This is a genomic window from Paenibacillus sp. JT31N7, from assembly GCF_059692095.1.
In genome coordinates this window covers 106,128-122,526 of sequence record NZ_JCAUAT010000002.1, presented here as the reverse complement: position 1 = coordinate 122,526, position 16,399 = coordinate 106,128, and the positions used below count along the sequence as shown (strand labels likewise).

17 protein-coding genes are annotated in these 16,399 nt (G+C 56.1%); 10 read left to right on the top strand and 7 right to left on the bottom strand.

The features are described from left to right. Positions 1–6: 6 nt before the first annotated feature. The 3 genes from ytvI to fosB form a co-directional block, all read right to left on the bottom strand. Positions 7–1,113 (bottom strand): sporulation integral membrane protein YtvI, encoded by a 1,107-nt coding sequence (ytvI, locus tag AC58P5_RS10800; RefSeq protein WP_497386253.1) that lies wholly within the window; start codon positions 1,111–1,113, stop codon positions 7–9. Positions 1,114–1,288: 175 nt separating this feature from the next. Beyond that, positions 1,289–2,035: a type I methionyl aminopeptidase gene (map, locus tag AC58P5_RS10795; RefSeq protein ID WP_497386251.1), complete on the bottom strand. Its 747-nt coding sequence runs from the start codon at positions 2,033–2,035 to the stop codon at positions 1,289–1,291. 318 nt (positions 2,036–2,353) lie between these two features. Next, a complete protein-coding gene (gene fosB / locus AC58P5_RS10790) occupies positions 2,354–2,788 on the bottom strand; it encodes a metallothiol transferase FosB (RefSeq protein ID WP_497386249.1) in 435 nt (144 codons plus the stop codon). A gap of 108 nt (positions 2,789–2,896) precedes the next feature. On the opposite strand from fosB, the gene AC58P5_RS10785 reads away from it, so the two are divergent. Continuing rightward, positions 2,897–3,199 carry an iron-sulfur cluster assembly accessory protein gene (locus tag AC58P5_RS10785; protein WP_497386247.1) on the top strand — a complete coding sequence of 101 codons (303 nt, stop codon included), beginning with the start codon at positions 2,897–2,899 and terminating at the stop codon, positions 3,197–3,199. Further along, positions 3,199–3,420 (top strand): YuzB family protein, encoded by a 222-nt coding sequence (locus AC58P5_RS10780; protein ID WP_497386245.1) that lies wholly within the window; start codon positions 3,199–3,201, stop codon positions 3,418–3,420. Before AC58P5_RS10785 ends, AC58P5_RS10780 begins: the two co-directional genes overlap by 1 nt. A 62-nt stretch (positions 3,421–3,482) precedes the next feature. Here the strand turns inward: AC58P5_RS10780 and AC58P5_RS10775 are convergent, their stop codons facing one another. Continuing rightward, positions 3,483–4,388: a TIGR01777 family oxidoreductase gene (locus AC58P5_RS10775; RefSeq protein WP_497386243.1), complete on the bottom strand. Its 906-nt coding sequence runs from the start codon at positions 4,386–4,388 to the stop codon at positions 3,483–3,485. A 236-nt stretch (positions 4,389–4,624) separates the two neighbouring features. Here AC58P5_RS10775 and AC58P5_RS10770 point away from each other — a divergent pair, with 236 nt between their 5' ends. From AC58P5_RS10770 to AC58P5_RS10760, 3 genes are all read left to right on the top strand, one after another. Continuing rightward, on the top strand, positions 4,625–5,737 hold the full coding sequence (locus AC58P5_RS10770) for a GNAT family N-acetyltransferase (RefSeq protein WP_497386241.1): 1,113 nt from the start codon (positions 4,625–4,627) through the stop codon (positions 5,735–5,737). A 127-nt stretch (positions 5,738–5,864) separates the two neighbouring features. Further along, positions 5,865–6,812: an aminopeptidase gene (locus AC58P5_RS10765; protein ID WP_497387559.1), complete on the top strand. Its 948-nt coding sequence runs from the start codon at positions 5,865–5,867 to the stop codon at positions 6,810–6,812. A gap of 318 nt (positions 6,813–7,130) precedes the next feature. Beyond that, positions 7,131–8,360, top strand: a complete 1,230-nt coding sequence (locus tag AC58P5_RS10760; protein ID WP_497386239.1) for an MDR family MFS transporter — start codon at positions 7,131–7,133, stop codon at positions 8,358–8,360. A gap of 154 nt (positions 8,361–8,514) precedes the next feature. Here the strand turns inward: AC58P5_RS10760 and AC58P5_RS10755 are convergent, their stop codons facing one another. Then, positions 8,515–8,757, bottom strand: a complete 243-nt coding sequence (locus tag AC58P5_RS10755; protein WP_497386237.1) for a hypothetical protein — start codon at positions 8,755–8,757, stop codon at positions 8,515–8,517. A 40-nt stretch (positions 8,758–8,797) separates the two neighbouring features. Here AC58P5_RS10755 and AC58P5_RS10750 point away from each other — a divergent pair, with 40 nt between their 5' ends. Then, positions 8,798–9,073 carry a hypothetical protein gene (locus AC58P5_RS10750; RefSeq protein WP_497386235.1) on the top strand — a complete coding sequence of 92 codons (276 nt, stop codon included), beginning with the start codon at positions 8,798–8,800 and terminating at the stop codon, positions 9,071–9,073. Positions 9,074–9,144: 71 nt separating this feature from the next. On the opposite strand, the gene AC58P5_RS10745 is transcribed toward AC58P5_RS10750, so the two are convergent. Then, entirely contained in the window at positions 9,145–10,302 is a 1,158-nt protein-coding gene (locus AC58P5_RS10745) for a THUMP domain-containing class I SAM-dependent RNA methyltransferase (RefSeq protein ID WP_497386233.1), read from the bottom strand. Between the two features lie 277 nt (positions 10,303–10,579). On the opposite strand from AC58P5_RS10745, the gene AC58P5_RS10740 reads away from it, so the two are divergent. Further along, positions 10,580–11,254 (top strand): O-methyltransferase, encoded by a 675-nt coding sequence (locus tag AC58P5_RS10740; protein ID WP_497386231.1) that lies wholly within the window; start codon positions 10,580–10,582, stop codon positions 11,252–11,254. A gap of 180 nt (positions 11,255–11,434) precedes the next feature. Here AC58P5_RS10740 and AC58P5_RS10735 read toward each other — a convergent pair whose 3' ends face one another. Continuing rightward, the gene (locus AC58P5_RS10735; RefSeq protein WP_497386229.1) at positions 11,435–12,646 is read right to left on the bottom strand and encodes an MFS transporter; all 1,212 of its coding nucleotides are present in this window, start codon (positions 12,644–12,646) and stop codon (positions 11,435–11,437) included. Between the two features lie 247 nt (positions 12,647–12,893). Between AC58P5_RS10735 and AC58P5_RS10730 the strand changes: the two genes are divergently transcribed. The 3 genes from AC58P5_RS10730 (at position 12,894) to AC58P5_RS10720 (ending at position 16,349) form a co-directional block, all read left to right on the top strand. Continuing rightward, complete coding sequence (locus AC58P5_RS10730) at positions 12,894–14,195, top strand: spore coat protein (protein ID WP_497386227.1); 1,302 nt, start codon at positions 12,894–12,896, stop codon at positions 14,193–14,195. Positions 14,196–14,347: 152 nt separating this feature from the next. Further along, the gene (locus tag AC58P5_RS10725; RefSeq protein ID WP_497386225.1) at positions 14,348–14,974 is read left to right on the top strand and encodes a fumarylacetoacetate hydrolase family protein; all 627 of its coding nucleotides are present in this window, start codon (positions 14,348–14,350) and stop codon (positions 14,972–14,974) included. 46 nt (positions 14,975–15,020) lie between these two features. Beyond that, positions 15,021–16,349: a CapA family protein gene (locus AC58P5_RS10720; protein WP_497386223.1), complete on the top strand. Its 1,329-nt coding sequence runs from the start codon at positions 15,021–15,023 to the stop codon at positions 16,347–16,349. The last annotated feature ends 50 nt before the right edge of the window (positions 16,350–16,399 follow it).

The following is a 16,399-nucleotide window of genomic DNA, read 5'->3' as shown; positions in this document are numbered from 1 at the left end:
GCAGGGTCAATATTCATCCTCGGGAGTACGGATCCACTTGCGCAGATAGCCCTGGTCGTACAACGCTTTGATCAGAATAATCAGAATCGGGGAAAGAATAACGCCTGCTACCCCGAAAAGGGACAACGAAATGATCATAAACGACAGCATCGTAAACGCGGATACTCCGAGCGACTCTCCCGTAATCTTCGGCTCCAGCACTTGGCGGACGAGAACGACTACGGCCAGCACGACGGTCAGCCAGACGCCCATCATCGTGCTTCCCGCGATGAAGTGGTACACGATCCACGGCACGAACAGGGTAGAGACGCCGAGCAGCGGCAGCACATCGAAGAAGGCGGCCAGCAGCGAAATCGTAAAGGCGTTGTTGACGCCCAGAATCATGAGCGAGACCAGAACCATGACGAACGTGATGGAAATGAGAATGAGCTGGGATTTCAGGTAGCTCACGATGCCCTTGATAACGTTCTCGCGAAGAAAATCGAACGCTTTACGGAACGTTTTGGGCGTTTTTTCGCGGGCGTTCTTTTTCCACCAGTCGATTTCAAGGGAAAGGAAGAAGGCCAGAATGATGCCGGCCACAAAATTCAGCATAAAAGCCGAAAAGGAAGTAACGAGTCCCATTACGCCGCTGGTCAGGAAATTAAGCAGCGTTTTCAGGAAATTAGTGGCGAAGCTGGTCGCTTTCGTCGCCATCTGATTGGCGATTTCCCTGGATTTCTCGATCACATCGGGAGGAAGCGCCTCGATGCTGTTTTGCAGATCGATCGTGCGTTTTGTAATTTGCTCCTGAAGCATCTGGGTGTACTTGGGAAGCGCCGTAACCAGATTGTCGATCTGGCTCGTAAACAGAAAACCCGCTCCGGTAAAGACGGCCAGGATGACGAGAATGAACAGCAGCGTCGAAATCGTCGTCGCGAGCATTTTTTTCAATCCTCTGCGGTGCAAAAAGCGGGCGAGAGGCTCGATCATGGCAAAAATAGCGAAGGCCCAGAAGATCGGCGTGGCGATCGCGTAAATAAAGCTGAATAATTTCATGAACAGAAAAACGGTGAGTACGATCAGCCCAATGTCCAGGATGGTTTTGTAGTACCGTTTGTAAAACGATATCATAGCATTCCTCCGTAATCGTTATGGCTGCTGGCAGGATGTGTGGGGGATGACAGGGTAGTTGCCGGGCAGGTTTGCCATGCTTTGGCAGGTTATGTAGGTAAAAAAACCGGGGACGGACAGGTCGCAAGCTTCAGGCATGCTGCCCGTCAGCCTCCCGGCTGCAAGAAAACCGCGGTTACTGCGCAGTCAGAATGAGCGGTCCGTCCTGTGTGATGGCGATGGTGTGCTCATATTGGGCGGACAGGCTTCCGTCCACCGTACGGGCGGTCCAGCCGTCGAGATCCACGGTGGCGAAGTACATGCCCGTATTGAGCATCGGCTCGATCGTCAGCACCATGCCGTCCTTGAGCCTTGTGCCGCGGCCGGCCGGGCCGTAGTGAGGCACCTGGGGCTCCTCGTGCATCTTCTGGCCGATTCCGTGGCCCGTAAAGTCGCGGACGACCGAATAGCCGCGTTCTTCCGCGAACACTTGAATCGCATGCGCGATATCGCCGATCCGGTTGCCGATGACCGCCTGCTCGATGCCTTTGTACAGAGATTCCTTGGTCGTCTCAAGCAGATTGCCCGCTTCCTCGGAAACCGAGCCGACCGCATAGGACCAGGCGGAGTCCGCGAGCCAGCCGTCCAGTCGGACGACCATATCTATGGTCACGATATCCCCGTTGTTCAGCGGCTCTTTCTTCGGAAAGCCGTGGCAGATGACATCGTTCACGGAGGCGCAGGTCGCGTACTGATACCCTTTGTACCCTTTCTGTTCCGGGGTGGCGCCGTTCTCGTGCAGGAATTGTTCCGTGAATTGGTCGATTTCCCAGGTGGTCACACCCGGACGGATCATTTTCGCGATTTCGCGGTGGCATGCCGCCAGCAGTTTGCCGGCGCGGTGCATTTTTTCAATTTCTTCTTTGGTCTTAATCGTTACCATAAGAGCGTACATCTCCTCTGCCGAATGATTTGTATATTCCATCAGTATGACCTTTCGGCAGCTTCTAGTTTCGTTCGGGTCAAAAAAAGACGCCGTTGTGTGCGATTGACATCCCGTAAAGGTCAGCATAGCTTAAAAAGCTTCCTAAAGCCCGTAAGAAAGCCTAAATTCCATAGTATAAAATAACCGTGTAAAATTCAAATCGGGCGGGACGAATTTTTCCTGCCGCAGAATCAGAATATGCAGCCATCCGTCATGCGGCGCCGTACCGATGCCCCGGAAGCTGCGTGCGGTGCGGGTTCCCTCTTACCGGAGCCTTCAATCGGCCGGAGGATCGTCGAAGAACTGCATGTGCCCTTTTTCTTCCCGGTAATAGTCCAGCCTGTCCTGCAGCGTGCCGGTGTGAAATTCGAACTTGTGCCCGTCGGGGTCTTCGAAATAGAGGGAGCTTCTGTCCCTGCTGTCCCGCTCTCGGCCCGGAAGAAGGGCTCCGCAGGCGGCAAGCTTCGCTTCCAGGGCGGGCAGATCGTTCTCATCCACCGTAAAAGCGAGATGCGTATAGGACTGGCGGATCTCGCCGCGCGGGATATCCTTCTCGGTGTTCAGGGCAAGCCAGAGGCCTCCCAGGTCGAAATAGGCAAGGGAGTGCCCTTTCACCAGCAGCCTGGCGCCGAGCACCTCCCGGTAGAAACGGATTGAGCGCTCCAAATCGGAAACGGAAACTAGTAAATGGTTGATACCGCGAATTGTCACGGCTTTGCCTCCTCCGGCTTGCGACTTCTTGTTGATTTCATGCGAAGCTTTCTTTACAATAAAGATTAAAAGAAAGAATGATAACTTTTCAGGAGATGTGACTACACTATGAACGTCAAAATTTCGCGCAACGCAGCTAAAGTTTTGAAACTCGAACTGGAGAAAGAAGAGAACAAGGGTCTTCTGGTCCGCGTCCAGGTAAGCCACAATCACGGCGATCACGCTCACTATGCGCTTGGTCTCGATACACAGACGGATAACGATGTAGTCGTTTCTACCGATAAGGATGTTGACGTCCTGCTGGAGAAAGATGAGCCGCTGCTCGACGGCATCCGGATCGATTACTTCTACATTCCGCAAGAAGGATTCATGATTACGAATCCGAGTAAAGGCAATCACGGGGATCATTAATGGCTAATGATATCCGGATTTGCGATAAATGCAAGCATATGCGGGTGAAAACGGCTCTGCCTAAGCTTCAGAAGCTTGCATCGGATGCCGAAGTCAAAATCGGCTGCAAATCATACTGCGGACCTTGCGCCCGCTACGCATTCGTTTTTATTAACGGCCGTTACATCAAAGCGCCGACCGAAGACGAAGCAATTGAGCACGCGAAGAAGTTTGTGAAGTAGCCGAAGAAACGGCCCGGGAAACCGGGCCGTTTTTGTTTGGCTGAAGACCCGCTTCGGGTTGTTCAAGTCCTGCTTTTGGCGCCGGTCAAGTCCAGAAGCGCTTCTTCCAGCGTCGGATAGCGGAAGCGGAATTCATGCTCCAGCAGCTTGCGGGGAAGAACACGCTGTCCCTCCAGCAGAAGCATGGAAAGCTCTCCCAAGACCAGTTTCAAGGCGAAGGCGGGGAGCGGCAGGACATGAGGCCGCCGCAGCACGCCTCCCAGCGTCTGGGCGAATTCCCGGTTGCGGACCGGGTGAGGGGCGGTGGCGTTCACGGGACCGGATATTTCGTCGTTGCGGACGCAGGCATCGATCAAAGCGACCATATCCTCGATATGGATCCACGACATCCACTGGCTGCCGCTGCCGATCCGGCCGCCCGCGCCGAATTTGAACGGAAGGGCCATTTTGGGAAAGGCCCCGCCGTCGGTTCCGAGCACGAGACCCGTACGGATTTTGACGATCCGTTCCGCGGGAATCCGGTCGGCGGCCTCTTCCCATTCCTTCACGACTTCCGCCAGGAAATCGTCGGCACGGACGGGACTGAATTCATCGTATGTATGAGTTTCGGATGTGCCGTAAATCGCCATAGCCGAAGCGTTTACGACCACCGGGGGCTTGCTTTCCAATGCCTTTAGGGCTGAGGCGACAGCCGCCGTCGTTTTCAGGCGGGAAGCGAGTATCTGGCGCTTGGCGGTTTCGCTCCAGCGCTGGTTAATGGTGGAGCCGGCCAGATTGATCCAGGCGTCTATGCCTTCAAGATACCGGGGATTGTGCTCAATCTCCGACCAGGTTACGGTTTGGACGCCCGCATAAGCATGTCCGGAAGCCGAACGGGAAATGAGAATAAGTTCATCTCCCCGCTTTTTGAAATGGGCAATAAGATGTCCGCCGATAAACCCGGTTCCTCCGCTGATGGCAATTCGCATGAGCTCTCTCCTCCTTCTCTCTAATTTCCATTATATGACGAACCGTTTTTTTCCACAAACCTGCTCAGGGTGGAACTTTTCAGGACCTTTTGCGGCCTCATGCCGGGACGAAGCTAGTACTTTTGAACGCAAAAATGCGGTTTTCCCGAAGGAAGAAGCGGGTTAAATCCGGTTTTTACTGGGTTCTTCATAGTGGTACAATAGCGGTATACATAGGGAAGAGGAGGAAGATACAGATGATTGCGATCCGAAAATTATCCGAGTGTACTTTAGACCAGGCCGTTCAGGTATGGAACGACGGGTTTGCCGGGTACTTTGTCGACATGACGACTAATCCGGATGCCTACATGACGAGACAGGCTTACGAACAGTTATCGCCGCAGCATTCCGTTGTCGCTTTCGACGGGGAACAGCCGGTCGGTTTTGTTTTGAACGGAATTCGCATGGCGGGGGGCGAGAAAATTTCCTGGAACGGGGGCACCGGAATCATTCCGGCGTACAGGGGCCAAGGAGTCGGCCGTAAGCTGATCGAAGCTTCGCTCGACATTTATCGCAAAGAAGGCGTCGATACGGCTACGATCGAAGCGTTTGCGGACAATGCCCCGGCGATCGCTCTCTATGAAAGCGTAGGATATGTAACCCGTGACAAGCTGCTGCTACTCAGAAAAGCGGGCGGAACTGCGGATAAGGACGGTTCCGAAGATGGGCGTGGTGAGAGCCGGGGTGCCTTGGGCGATGCGCGGCGTCCGGCGGCGGGCGGTACGAGCGAACCGCCTTATGCACCGGCAGGTCCCGGCGGATATGCCGCCCTGACAACCGCCTGCGAAGCGGCGGAAGCGAGCAATGCGGACCCGCTAGGGGAAGGCGGGGGAGCTCCCGCTGCCCAGACAGTCGGCAGGGCCGCAGCAGCGCGGCCTGACGATGCCTCCGGGCAGTACACGCTGCGCCACGGCACCGCCAGAGACGCCGGCCTCCTGCCGTTCTGTCCGGCCCTGGGTGCCTGGTCGGGGCATTGGGCCAGTTTGACGGCGGGAGAGTCGCTGATTGCGCTCGAAGACGGCAGAGCGGCCGGCTACGCCCTCTATAAGCGCGTCTACGAAGCTTCGGGCAAACTTGCCGGTGTCACCCTATACCAATGCGAAGCCTCTCCGGACAACCGGGACCCCGAGGCTGTGCTCGGGACTCTGCTGGAGGCGGTTCTGGACGGTTACGGGGGAGCCACGTTCAGCGCGTCTCATATTCCTTCGAGCCGGACGGATCTGCTCCGCCTGCTGAAGGAAAGAGGGTTTCAAACCGTCCACGAGATGGTCTGGATGACCCGTGACATGACGGAAGAAGGCCGGGCATGATACGATAGCAGGACAGCTCCGGCAGGCAGGAAGGCCGGCGGCGTCCCGGCAGCGGAAGAAGCCTGGGGCCGTCGGCCGGGCACGGCCGGGCAATCCGAAAGATTTAAAGGAGATTTTAACGATGACTATGGACCGTTCCCTAATCGAGATCAGCAAATCGCTTCTGCAGTCGAGCCTCGGCGTAAAACCGGGCGAGCTGCTTGTCGTTGTGGCCGACGACTATAAGAAAGAGCTCGCCGAGCACGTGCATCAGGCCGCACTGGAGCTGGGGGCGGACGCCTCCCTCGTCGTCATGAAGCACCGCGAGAAATCCGGCCAGGAGCCTCCGGCTCCGGTTGCGGCGGCGATGCGCGAGGCGGATGTGGCCGTCTGCCTGACGCAGTACTCGCTGACGCATACGGGTGCCCGCAAGGAAGCGGCGGCAAACGGCACACGCGTGGCGACGATGCCGACCATCACGGAAGATATGTTCCGTGAAGGGGCCATATCGGCCGACTACGCCCAAGTGCGCGAGCTGACCGAGCGTGTGACTGCCCGGCTGACCGCAGGAAGCCGGGTGAGGATCGAGAAGGAGAACACGGTGCTCACGTTCTCGATCGCGGGCAGATCGGGCGTGCCCAGCACGGGCGTCTACCTGAATCCGGGCGAATCGGGCAACCTCCCTTCGGGAGAAGGCTATATCGCCCCGGTGGAAGGCTCCGCTTCGGGCACGCTGCTCGTGGACGGCTCCATTGCCGGCCTGGGCAAGGTGACGTCTCCGCTCACGCTGACCGTGGAGAACGGCCGCCTTGTCGGAGCGGACGGGGAGCAGGGCGAGGCTCTGCTTGCCGTGCTTGGCGACGGGGACGGACGGCTGCTCGGCGAGTTCGGCATCGGTACGAACGACAAAGCCCGGATCACCGGCGTCGTGCTTGAGGACGAGAAGGTGTACGGCACGATCCATGTGGCCTTCGGAAGCAATAATACGTTCGGCGGAACGGTAGCGGCCGGCGTCCACATCGATCTCATGGTGCTCTCACCGCGCGTATATATCGACGACGAGCTGATTTTGGAAAACGGGCGTCTGCTCGTGTGACCCGGCGCAAGGGGCGGAAGCTCTTTCCGGAGCCGCCGTTTGTCAGGCGGCCTGCACCGCGTGCCGGGAGCGGCGTGGCTTGATGTTGACGATCGTCCAACCGCTAGGCATGAAACTTGTCGGACCGGTAGGGGAGCCCCGGCTCTCCGGCCTTGATCTTGCTGTCCATACCGGACAGCAAGATTTTTTTGTTGTGCTGGACGAATTGTCGTGTATAATAACAAAAATATACAACAATTGACCGAAGGTAGACGAAGTGCCTTCCTGGTTACCCGGTCGGCCGGATTCCCGGAAGTGTTCGGAAGGAGACTGATTGGCTTGAATCGAATACGGCATTTTTTATCTTCGTATCACCCGCTCGTGCACACGCTTCTGTTCGGTACAGTGATGGCGCGGGCAGCTTCCTCCATGAGTATGCCGTTTCTGGCGCTTTACCTCGTAGCCACAACGGATATGAGCAAAGGGATGATCGGTCTCGTTATCGGCGCAAGCTCGCTGGCGGGAACGGTAGGCGGCTTTATCGGGGGGACGCTCTCGGACCGGATCGGCCGCAAAGCGGTCATGCAGGGGGCGTTGTTTACATGGGCGGCCGTTTTTGTCGGTTTTTCGCTGGTGACGCATCCTCTGCTCTTTCTTCTGCTTAATCTGATCAGCGGCCTGTGCCGCTCGTTCTACGAGCCGGTTTCCCAGGCGCTTATGGCGGATTTGACCGAAAAAGAAAAGCGGCTGCAGGTATACTCGCTCCGCTATCTGGCGATTAATGTCGGAGTCGCGGTGGGTCCCCTGCTGGGTGCGGCTTTCGGGATGGTGAAAGGCTCGCTTCCATTTCTTCTTACAGGGATCGTGTATCTGTTCTACGGAATCTTCCTCGTCGTTATGATGAGAAAATTCAAGGTTCAGACCGTAACCAAGGAAGCCAAGGACAGGGTAACGTTCGCAGCCGCATGGAGAGTCGTCCGCAAGGACATGATTTTGCGCTACCAGCTGCTGGGCGGGATGATCGGCGCGATCGGCTATTCACAGATGGCCATTACCCTGTCGCAGTACGTGAACGAAAATTTTGCACAGGGGGTCCAGCTGTTTGCGGCGATGATGAGCGTCAATGCCGTCACCGTCATCGTGCTCCAGATTCCGTTGTCCAAGCTGGCGGACCGGAAGTCTCCGCTTACGGCGATCGTCGTGGGGAATCTCCTGTTCGCGCTCGGGGACGTCGGCTTCGCGCTTTCGAACCACTGGCTGCTGCTTATCGCTTCGATGGTCGTCTTCACCATCGGGGAGACGCTCAATTTTCCGGCATCCACAATGCTTATGGACAAAATCGCCCCGGACCATATGCGTGGCACGTACTTCGGAGCGCAGACCCTTACCAGCCTCGGACATTTTGTCGGCCCGTGGGTTGGCGGTCTTCTGCTTGCCTCCATCGGCGGCCATATGTTTCTGGTCATGGCGGTCGTGACGGTCACCAGCTCGTTTTTATACTGGCGGGGGAGTCACCTGCTTACAAAACGGATAGAAGGCGAATACACCACCGCCACCGGATCGGCGTAGCCGTTAAGCGAACGTGTTTCATCTCCCGAGTTTATCCAAATAGGAAAAAACGGCCTCTTCGCCCGCATACATGCGGCTGGAGGCCGTTTTTGATTGGTCTTGTTATGGGTTAGTGCGGAGCCGGACAGCAGGGTTCACTCCTGCTTTCGGGATTTTATCGTACCGTAACCGCCGCTGTTGTAAGCTTCGCTTCGGTCTGCAGACCCTCATCCGCTTTGGGGCTGACTACGACCGCGAGCAGAAAGGAGAGAACGGAAACGACCACGGCCGTTTTACGGAACAGCGGGCGATGAAGAAAGCGGAACCGCCGGTTCTGACCTTTCGATTTCGAATGAACGAGAGCTGCGAACATAAGCATAGAGATAAAAAATAAGACAAGCGCCAGAATACCTTGCATAGCGGTTCCCCCTATAAGTAATAAAAATGGAAAGAAATGAATGGGTACTATTTCCTATGCAAATAGTACCATATACAAAGGAAAATGGGAAGAATTTATCAAAATTTTATCAAGTTTTTTTGTTTTTGATTATTATTGTGAGATTTATGAGTATATTGGCCCGGTTTTTCTGGGTTCAAGTTCTACAATCGACGTTGTCCTGTGCTCGGTATTTACATTTACTTGCAAATCCCGGTTGCGCGGTGTGGTATCGCTTGACGGTTCACCGAAGTTTCTCGGGCTAAATCGCGGCCATGGCAGCCTGCCGACAAAATAAAACCCCGGTTCGTTCAGCTAATGAACGAACCGGGGTTACGGGTAGACCGGACAGGTGCAAATCTGCCGTTATTATTCCTCGGGTTCCGTATTCCGGCGGCGCGGAGGCAGCGGTCCGAAATATTGGTACAGCTGGCATTCGATCCGTCCGTTAAACAGCTTGCGGCGTTTGTCGGCCGGACGGGGGAAATAATGCTCCAACTGCTTGCTCGGGGACAAGACGAACGTGCTCCACGTATGAAGCGAGCCCGTCAGTTGTCCGAGCTGGCGCAGCACGCGCTCCACTTCCTTCTGTTCGCCGAGCCGCTCGCCGTATGGCGGGTTTGTGATCAGGCAGCCGAAGTCGCTTCGCGGCTTCGCTTTGGCTACCGGCTCGACGTAAAACTTCAGCTCCTTGGAAAGGCCTGCGGCTTTGGCGGCCGCCTCGGCGACCTCAATCGCTTTCGGATCGATGTCGGAGCCCGCTATTTCCAGCGGAATGTCGTCGTTCAGGGAATCATAGGCCTCTTCACGGGCCTGCTCCCAGCGATTCCGGCCGATGATGTCCCAATCCTCCGAAGGGAAGGAGCGGCGCAGGCCGGGCGCGATATTCCAGCCCAACATGGCGGCCTCGATCAGAATCGTGCCGGAGCCGCAGAACGGGTCGTAGAGCGGACGGTCGGGTTTCCAGCGGCTCAGGTTTACCAGAGCCGCAGCCATCGTTTCCTTGAGCGGAGCTTCTGTCACAAGCTTGCGGTATCCCCGCTTGTGAAGGCTCGGACCCGTCGTATCGATCGTCAGCGTGGCGATGTCGTTAAGGAGAGCGACCTCGATCACATAGCGGGGGCCGTCTTCTTCGAACCATTCCGTCCGGTAGCGTTCTTTCATTTTCTCAACGACGGCTTTTTTAACGATGCCCTGGCAGGCAGGGACGCTGGAAAGCTGTGATTTATGGGAACGGCCCTCTACGGGGAATTCGCCGTATTCGGGAATCCAGGCGGGCCAGTCGAGTGCTTTGGTGCCTTCAAACAAATCATCGAAAGTCCGTGCTTCAAATTGCCCCATTTTGACAAGAATGCGGTCCGCGGTACGGAGCCACAGGTTCGTCCGGCAAATCGCCAGCTCGTCCCCGGTGAAGGTAACCCGCCCGTTCTCGACGGTTACATCTTCGTAACCGAGCTCTTTGACCTCTCTTGCTACGATCGCTTCCAGCCCCATGGGACAGGTGGCGATCAAATCCAATTTAGCCATGCTTTCATTTCCTTTCGGGTGGTATCCGTGTAATTTCTAAGTATAGGCGAAAGAGGCGCGGGAGACAAATGCCAATGTTGCCGAAATCAGCCTCCGGACGGTTGAACGCGCTTGTTTTTTCATATACAATGACCTCACAGTTAAACGCCCCGTACGCACGAATGGGGTTAACGCAGGGCACGGTACGTTTGGCTTGGCCGATGATCCGGCTGTTCCAGGACTGTCCCGTCCATTGAGGACAGTTTCTGAATACATATGCAGAAAAGAGGAATGACCCGTGGAAAAAAGGACGGATCTAACAAACGGGGGTTCGGAGAAAGCGGCTCCGGGGCCGGAGGAATACCTGGAAGCTCTTTACGCGGAAGATGAGGCACTGGGACTGGTAAAAGAGGCTATCCGGGACAACAACATGCCCGATATTTCGGTTGCTCCCGGCTACGGCCGCCTTCTCACCATGCTGGTGGGACTGACGGGCGCCAAGCGGGTGCTTGAAATCGGGGCCCTGGGCGGCTACAGCGCCATTTGTCTAGCCAGAGGGCTTAGCGACGACGGACAGGTGCTCTCCCTGGAGGTAAACGCCGCTTTTGCCGAAACGGCACGGCAGAACGTGGCCAAGGCGGGCTTCGGGGACAAGGTCGGGTACCGGGTGGCCGATGCCGTCGAAAGTCTGGCCGCGCTGAAGGAGGAAGGCGCGAAGTTTGACTTCTTTTTTATCGATGCGGATAAAGTGAATTACCCGGCCTACCTGGACTATGCCATCGAGCTGGCCAACCGGGGCGCCATTATAATAGGCGATAACATTCTGATGCGGGGGCGGACGATCGATACGGCCGTTACGAAGAAATCGGTCGAAGCGATGAGGGAGTTCAACCGCCGGTTCGCTTCCGATGCCCGCCTGGAAAGCACGATGCTTCCCGCCTACGACGGGCTTGCGGTGGCGCGGGTGAAATAGGACTCCGGCTGCGGATGTCTTCCGGTATGAGTTACAGACAACCAACAAAAAGAACGATCCGCCCGGACGCAGCCGGTAAAAGGATCGTTCTTTTTTGTTTGGTTGGCGGTTGAAGGCGTCTGACCGCCAAAGCGGCACCGTCGAGCGCTTATCTATTCCGCCCATCCACCCGTTCGGTGTTTATAACGTCCCGTCCGAAATCTTATGCTTGCCGAGCAGCGTGCGGTACGACCAGGCCGCGTTAATGGCAAGCATGACGGTCGCGAACAGAAACAGTTCGCGGATGTTCAGGAAGCCGGACAGGGCGCCGCCGATAACCGGTCCCAGCATGTTGCCGAGAGCCAGGGCGCTCGTATTGAAGCTGTATGAGCGGCTTTCCATTCCGATCGGCGTGTAGGTCCTGATCAGGGAATTGACCGTCGGCAGAAGTCCGCCGATAAAAATGCCGAGGCAGAACCGGGCCGCCATCAACTGCCAGATGTTCTGCACAAAGGCTTGCGGAATGAAGAAGATGGCGGCGCCGATCAGCGAGACGAACAGGATGCGCTGCGGGCCGATCCTGTCCGACAACTTTCCGAGCAGCGGGGCGGCCACCATGTTCGAGAACCCGGCGATCGACGCGACAAGTCCCGCGTAGAAAGCGAGCAGTTCCCCCGAGCCGTGGAGCTCCTCGACGAAGAGGGCCATCAGCGGCATGGAGCACTGGATGGAGAACTGGATCACGAACGTGATCGAATACAGCGTCGGCAGCTGACGGATCGGCCTCAGGTCCTTGTAGCCCTGAATGACCGATATTTTCGGCTGTTTTTTGGCTTCGGCTGCATTGAATTTTTCTTTGACCAGCAGCATGGTCACCATCGAAGCGATAAACAGCATAGCTCCGGTTACATAGAAGATGTACCGGAAGCCGATAAGCTCGGCCAGCAGGCCGCCGATAAACGGGCCTAGAATGGAACCGGCTACGGCACCCGACTGGAGCGTCCCCATCGCAAATCCGATATGCTCGCGAGGCGTGTTCGTCGACATGAGGGCGACGGAAGCGGGAGCGTACCCGGAGATCGTGCCGTTAACGAGCCTCAGCAGCAGGAGCACCCACGGTGCATGCGCAAAGCCCATCGTCGTCATGACGGCCGCCATTCCGAAGCCGGAGCGCAGCAGCATCACTTTGCGGCCGTAGCGGTCCGCCATTCCTCCCCAGAACGGCTGGAAGAGGAAGGAGGTGACGAAGTTGCCGGCAAAAATAATGCCCGTCCAAGTCGCGATTTCTTGCGCGTCCTGCAGGCCCATCTCTTTGAGATATAAGGGCAGAAACGGCATGATCATGGTCATGCCTGCCATTACAAAAAATTGTCCGACCCACAAAACCGCCAAGTTTACTCTCCAATTGATCATGCAATTCCCCCATTTCTAGTTGTAAATGCTTAAATTTTGCGCCGTCCTGGAACTCATCCCCTTATTATATCACAAAAAGAAGATATTTTTTCCTTCATCCTTCGGAAGGGGCTTAGCGGATGTACGCTTCTATGCTCCTCCCTATATTTAACCCGGTAAAGCGGTGACAACCGGCCTCCTATGCATAAATATCCCATGAAAAGGGAAATGTAAGCATAAAGGAACTTACAAAAGGAGCTGTTTTCGCATGCCGTTCGGAGCCCATGAAACGTTAGAGGTCCACGAAGTATTGACCGAAAAAATAAATATGATCCAGCATTTTTCTTTTTACGCCCGGCAGGCCCGGCATCCGCAGGTGAAAGCGATCGCCGAGCATCATCTTCAATCGGGGGTGCAGCACTATAACGAGCTGGTCGCTTATACGCATGACTACAGCGCTGCTGCGCGTGGACAGGCATCCTACGGCCAGCCGCCGTTCATTTCGGTGCAGGATATTTTGTACGGCCTGCGCCGGCCTGCCCCGGTCGCTCCGGGAACGGACGGTTCTTTCAATGACGAGCAGATCTTATCCGCGATGCTCGGCTGCCATAAAAACAGCGCGAAAAATCAGATGATCGCCGCGCTGGAATGTGCCGATCCCAACGTCCGCCGGATGCTTCTCACGGCAGCCGACGCGGCCGCGGATCATGCCTATGAAGTCTTTCTGTTCATGAACAGTCAAGGCCAATATCAGGTTCCGACACTTCACGATCATACGGCCAAAACCTACCTGCACACCTTCCAGCCGGTCCATGAAGCGGATTTCGGCCAGACGGCAGGAAACTACGGCCAAGGCTACGGCTATGCCCAGGAATTCGGCCATGCTCCCGACTACGGCCAAAATCATTTGTACGGCTATCCGGGTGCCGGCGGCAGCCAACTGCAGCAGCAAAGCTACCACCCGCAAAACCAGCAGCCGCAAAACCACCAGACGCAAAACCACCAGACGCAAAACCATCAGCCGGGCGCCTACGGCCACTACGGGGGTTACGGCACACAGCCGGATAACGCCGGTTACTCCGATTACGGAAGAACGGAAGCGGGCAATCCGAATCAGTCCTTCGGCAACGCGGCTTACAGGGGACAAGGGCAGCAGCCGAACGCTTACGGCTCCGCACAGCCGTCCTCGTATACGGGAGGAAGCACTTCCGGATACGGCTCCGCTTACGGGTATGAGAGCGCAGGCCAGCAGGCGCTGTACCAGACGCAAAACGCGTCCTACACACAGGCTGCCAATTCCTCGTATCAGGGAGATCGGAATTACACGCCGCAAACCGGTTCGGGAATCCAGCAGCAGCAGCAGCACAGCGGTACGCAGCAGCAGCAGCACAGCGGTACGCAGCAGCATTCAACTGGCTACGGTGCTTCCTCCGCAGGGGCCAAGCAGACATCTCATGCCCAGACGCCTGTCAACTCCCAAAGAGGCGGGCAGGAAGAGAAAACGGACGAACCCGACAGCGGAGCGCTGGCTTCCAAAGCGGGCGATTCTTCCTCCAATCCGATTCAGTAAGCGTTAGGAAGCATACCCGTTACAACCGGGAAGCTTCCGATAATCAGTTTAAAACCGGTGTTCTCCTTGAGGCTCCTTAGCGGAACGTTTATAATCGCTAGAGGGCCTTTTTCCATGAATGCCCTTATTCAGAACGGGGAGTTGAGTGACCGATGACGGGAACTGTACGCAACATTTACTGTGTAGGACGCAACTATAAGCTTCATGCCGCCGAGCTGGGCAACGACGTTCCGGAAGAACCGATGATCTTTACGAAACCGACGCATGCGCTTGCCGCAATGGAAGGCGATTTACTCGAGCTGCCTCAAGGCAAAGGAGAAATCCACTATGAGGGAGAGCTCGTTCTTCATATTTCCAAGCCTTATTCGCCGGGAATGACGGTGGATGAGCTTGTCGATTCTTTCGGTCTGGGAATTGACTTCACTCTTCGTGACGTTCAAAGCGTCTTGAAGAAAAAAGGCCATCCTTGGCTGGCCGCCAAAGGATTTTTGAACTCCGCCGCTCTAAGCCCGCTCCGTCCGTTTCCGGGTGCCGCTGAACTGGCACAAACGGAATTCAAGACGGTACGAAACGGTGAAACCGTACAGCAGGGCAATGTCGGGGACATGATTTTCCCGCTGCAGGCCATCGTCGACTATGTGGCCGCAAACTACGGTCTCGGAGCGGGGGACCTGATTTATACGGGCACGCCTGCCGGCGTCGGAGCTTGCGCGGACGGGGATGTGTTCGAGCTTCTCTGGGGCGGGGAGACCTTGGGCCGCTGCACAGTCAAGCTGTAAGGAGGGATGGGATGAACTGTCCTGCCGTGGAAAGTAGAGGGGACCGATGAAGAAACAGGGAATGACCCTTCTTTTGGTGTCCGCCATTTTCAGCGCCGTTCTCGTTACAGGACTACTGCTTGTCAAAATAAAAATGGATGCATCATCCGTTCCGCCCGCCGCAGCGTCTTCGGAGCTACCTGGCTCCAAGCGGTCCGGAGAAGATCAGCCTTCTCCTTCTACGGTGCCGGCTCCGGAAAAATCGCCCGTTCCCGCGGCATCTCCGGCGCCGGGTAAGGCGGAGGAGTCGGCGGAGGCTGCCGCAAGCGAACCGACCGGCAAACCGGAAGCCAAACCGGCGGACAAACCGGCGAACCAAGGGAATGCCAAGGCGGCCGAAAAGCCGAAGGTATCGCAGGACACGGCTCCTGCCGTCCGCAAAAAAACGGGCGATCATGCAGCCGTTGATCTCATTTTTGCCGGTGACGCGCTGATGGATTGGTCCGTGAAGGAAACGATCAAGAAGAAGGGGCCGGATTATCCTTTTCAGTTCGTAAAACCGGAAGTTTCCAAGGCGGATTACGCCTTCGTGAATCTGGAAACGTCGGTGACGGACGCGACCGAGAAGGATACGAACCAGCTCTACAATTTCAAATCGGACCCGCCCTCCCTGAAGGGGCTGAAAAACGCGGGGTTCGATCTCGTTTCCATAGCGAACAATCATGTGCTCGACTTTGGCAGGAAGGGCTTTCTGGACACGCTGAATCACTTGAAACAGACGGGTCTCCCTTATATCGGGGGCGGCCGCAACGCCGCGGAAGCGTATAAAGCCAAAACCGTCGAAATTAACGGGGCGAGGATCAAATTTCTCGCGTTTTCCCGGTTTATTCCGACCCGGGACTGGTTTGCGGGGCCCGATACGCCGGGTATCGCCCAGGCTTACGACAAATCCGCCGTTCTGCCGGTCATCCGGCAGGAAAGCAAGGACGCCGATTACGTGTTCGTCTATATGCACTGGGGAGTGGAGAAAAACCACAAACCGGAAGAGTGGCAGCGGACTTTCGCCAAAGAAATGATCGATGCGGGGGCGGACGGAATCATCGGAAGCCACGTGCACGTTCTGCAAGGATTCGAATTTTACAAAGGCAAACCCATCGCGTATTCCATCGGCAACTTTTTGTTCCCCGATTATGTGAAAGATGCGAAAGCGGACACCGGACTTCTTAAATTAAAGCTGATCAACGGAAAAATCACGGCTGAATTCAACCCGTATTACATTCAAAAAGATCAGATTGTGAAAAGGGACGCGGCTTACGACAAAAAGCAGATGGATTTCCTTCAGTCCATCTCTTATGGCGTCAAAATACGAGGCAAAGCCATCGAACCCGCTTCCTGAAAAGCAGAAAACACACCTCCGAAAGGGGGTGTGTTTTGCGTGAAAGGATG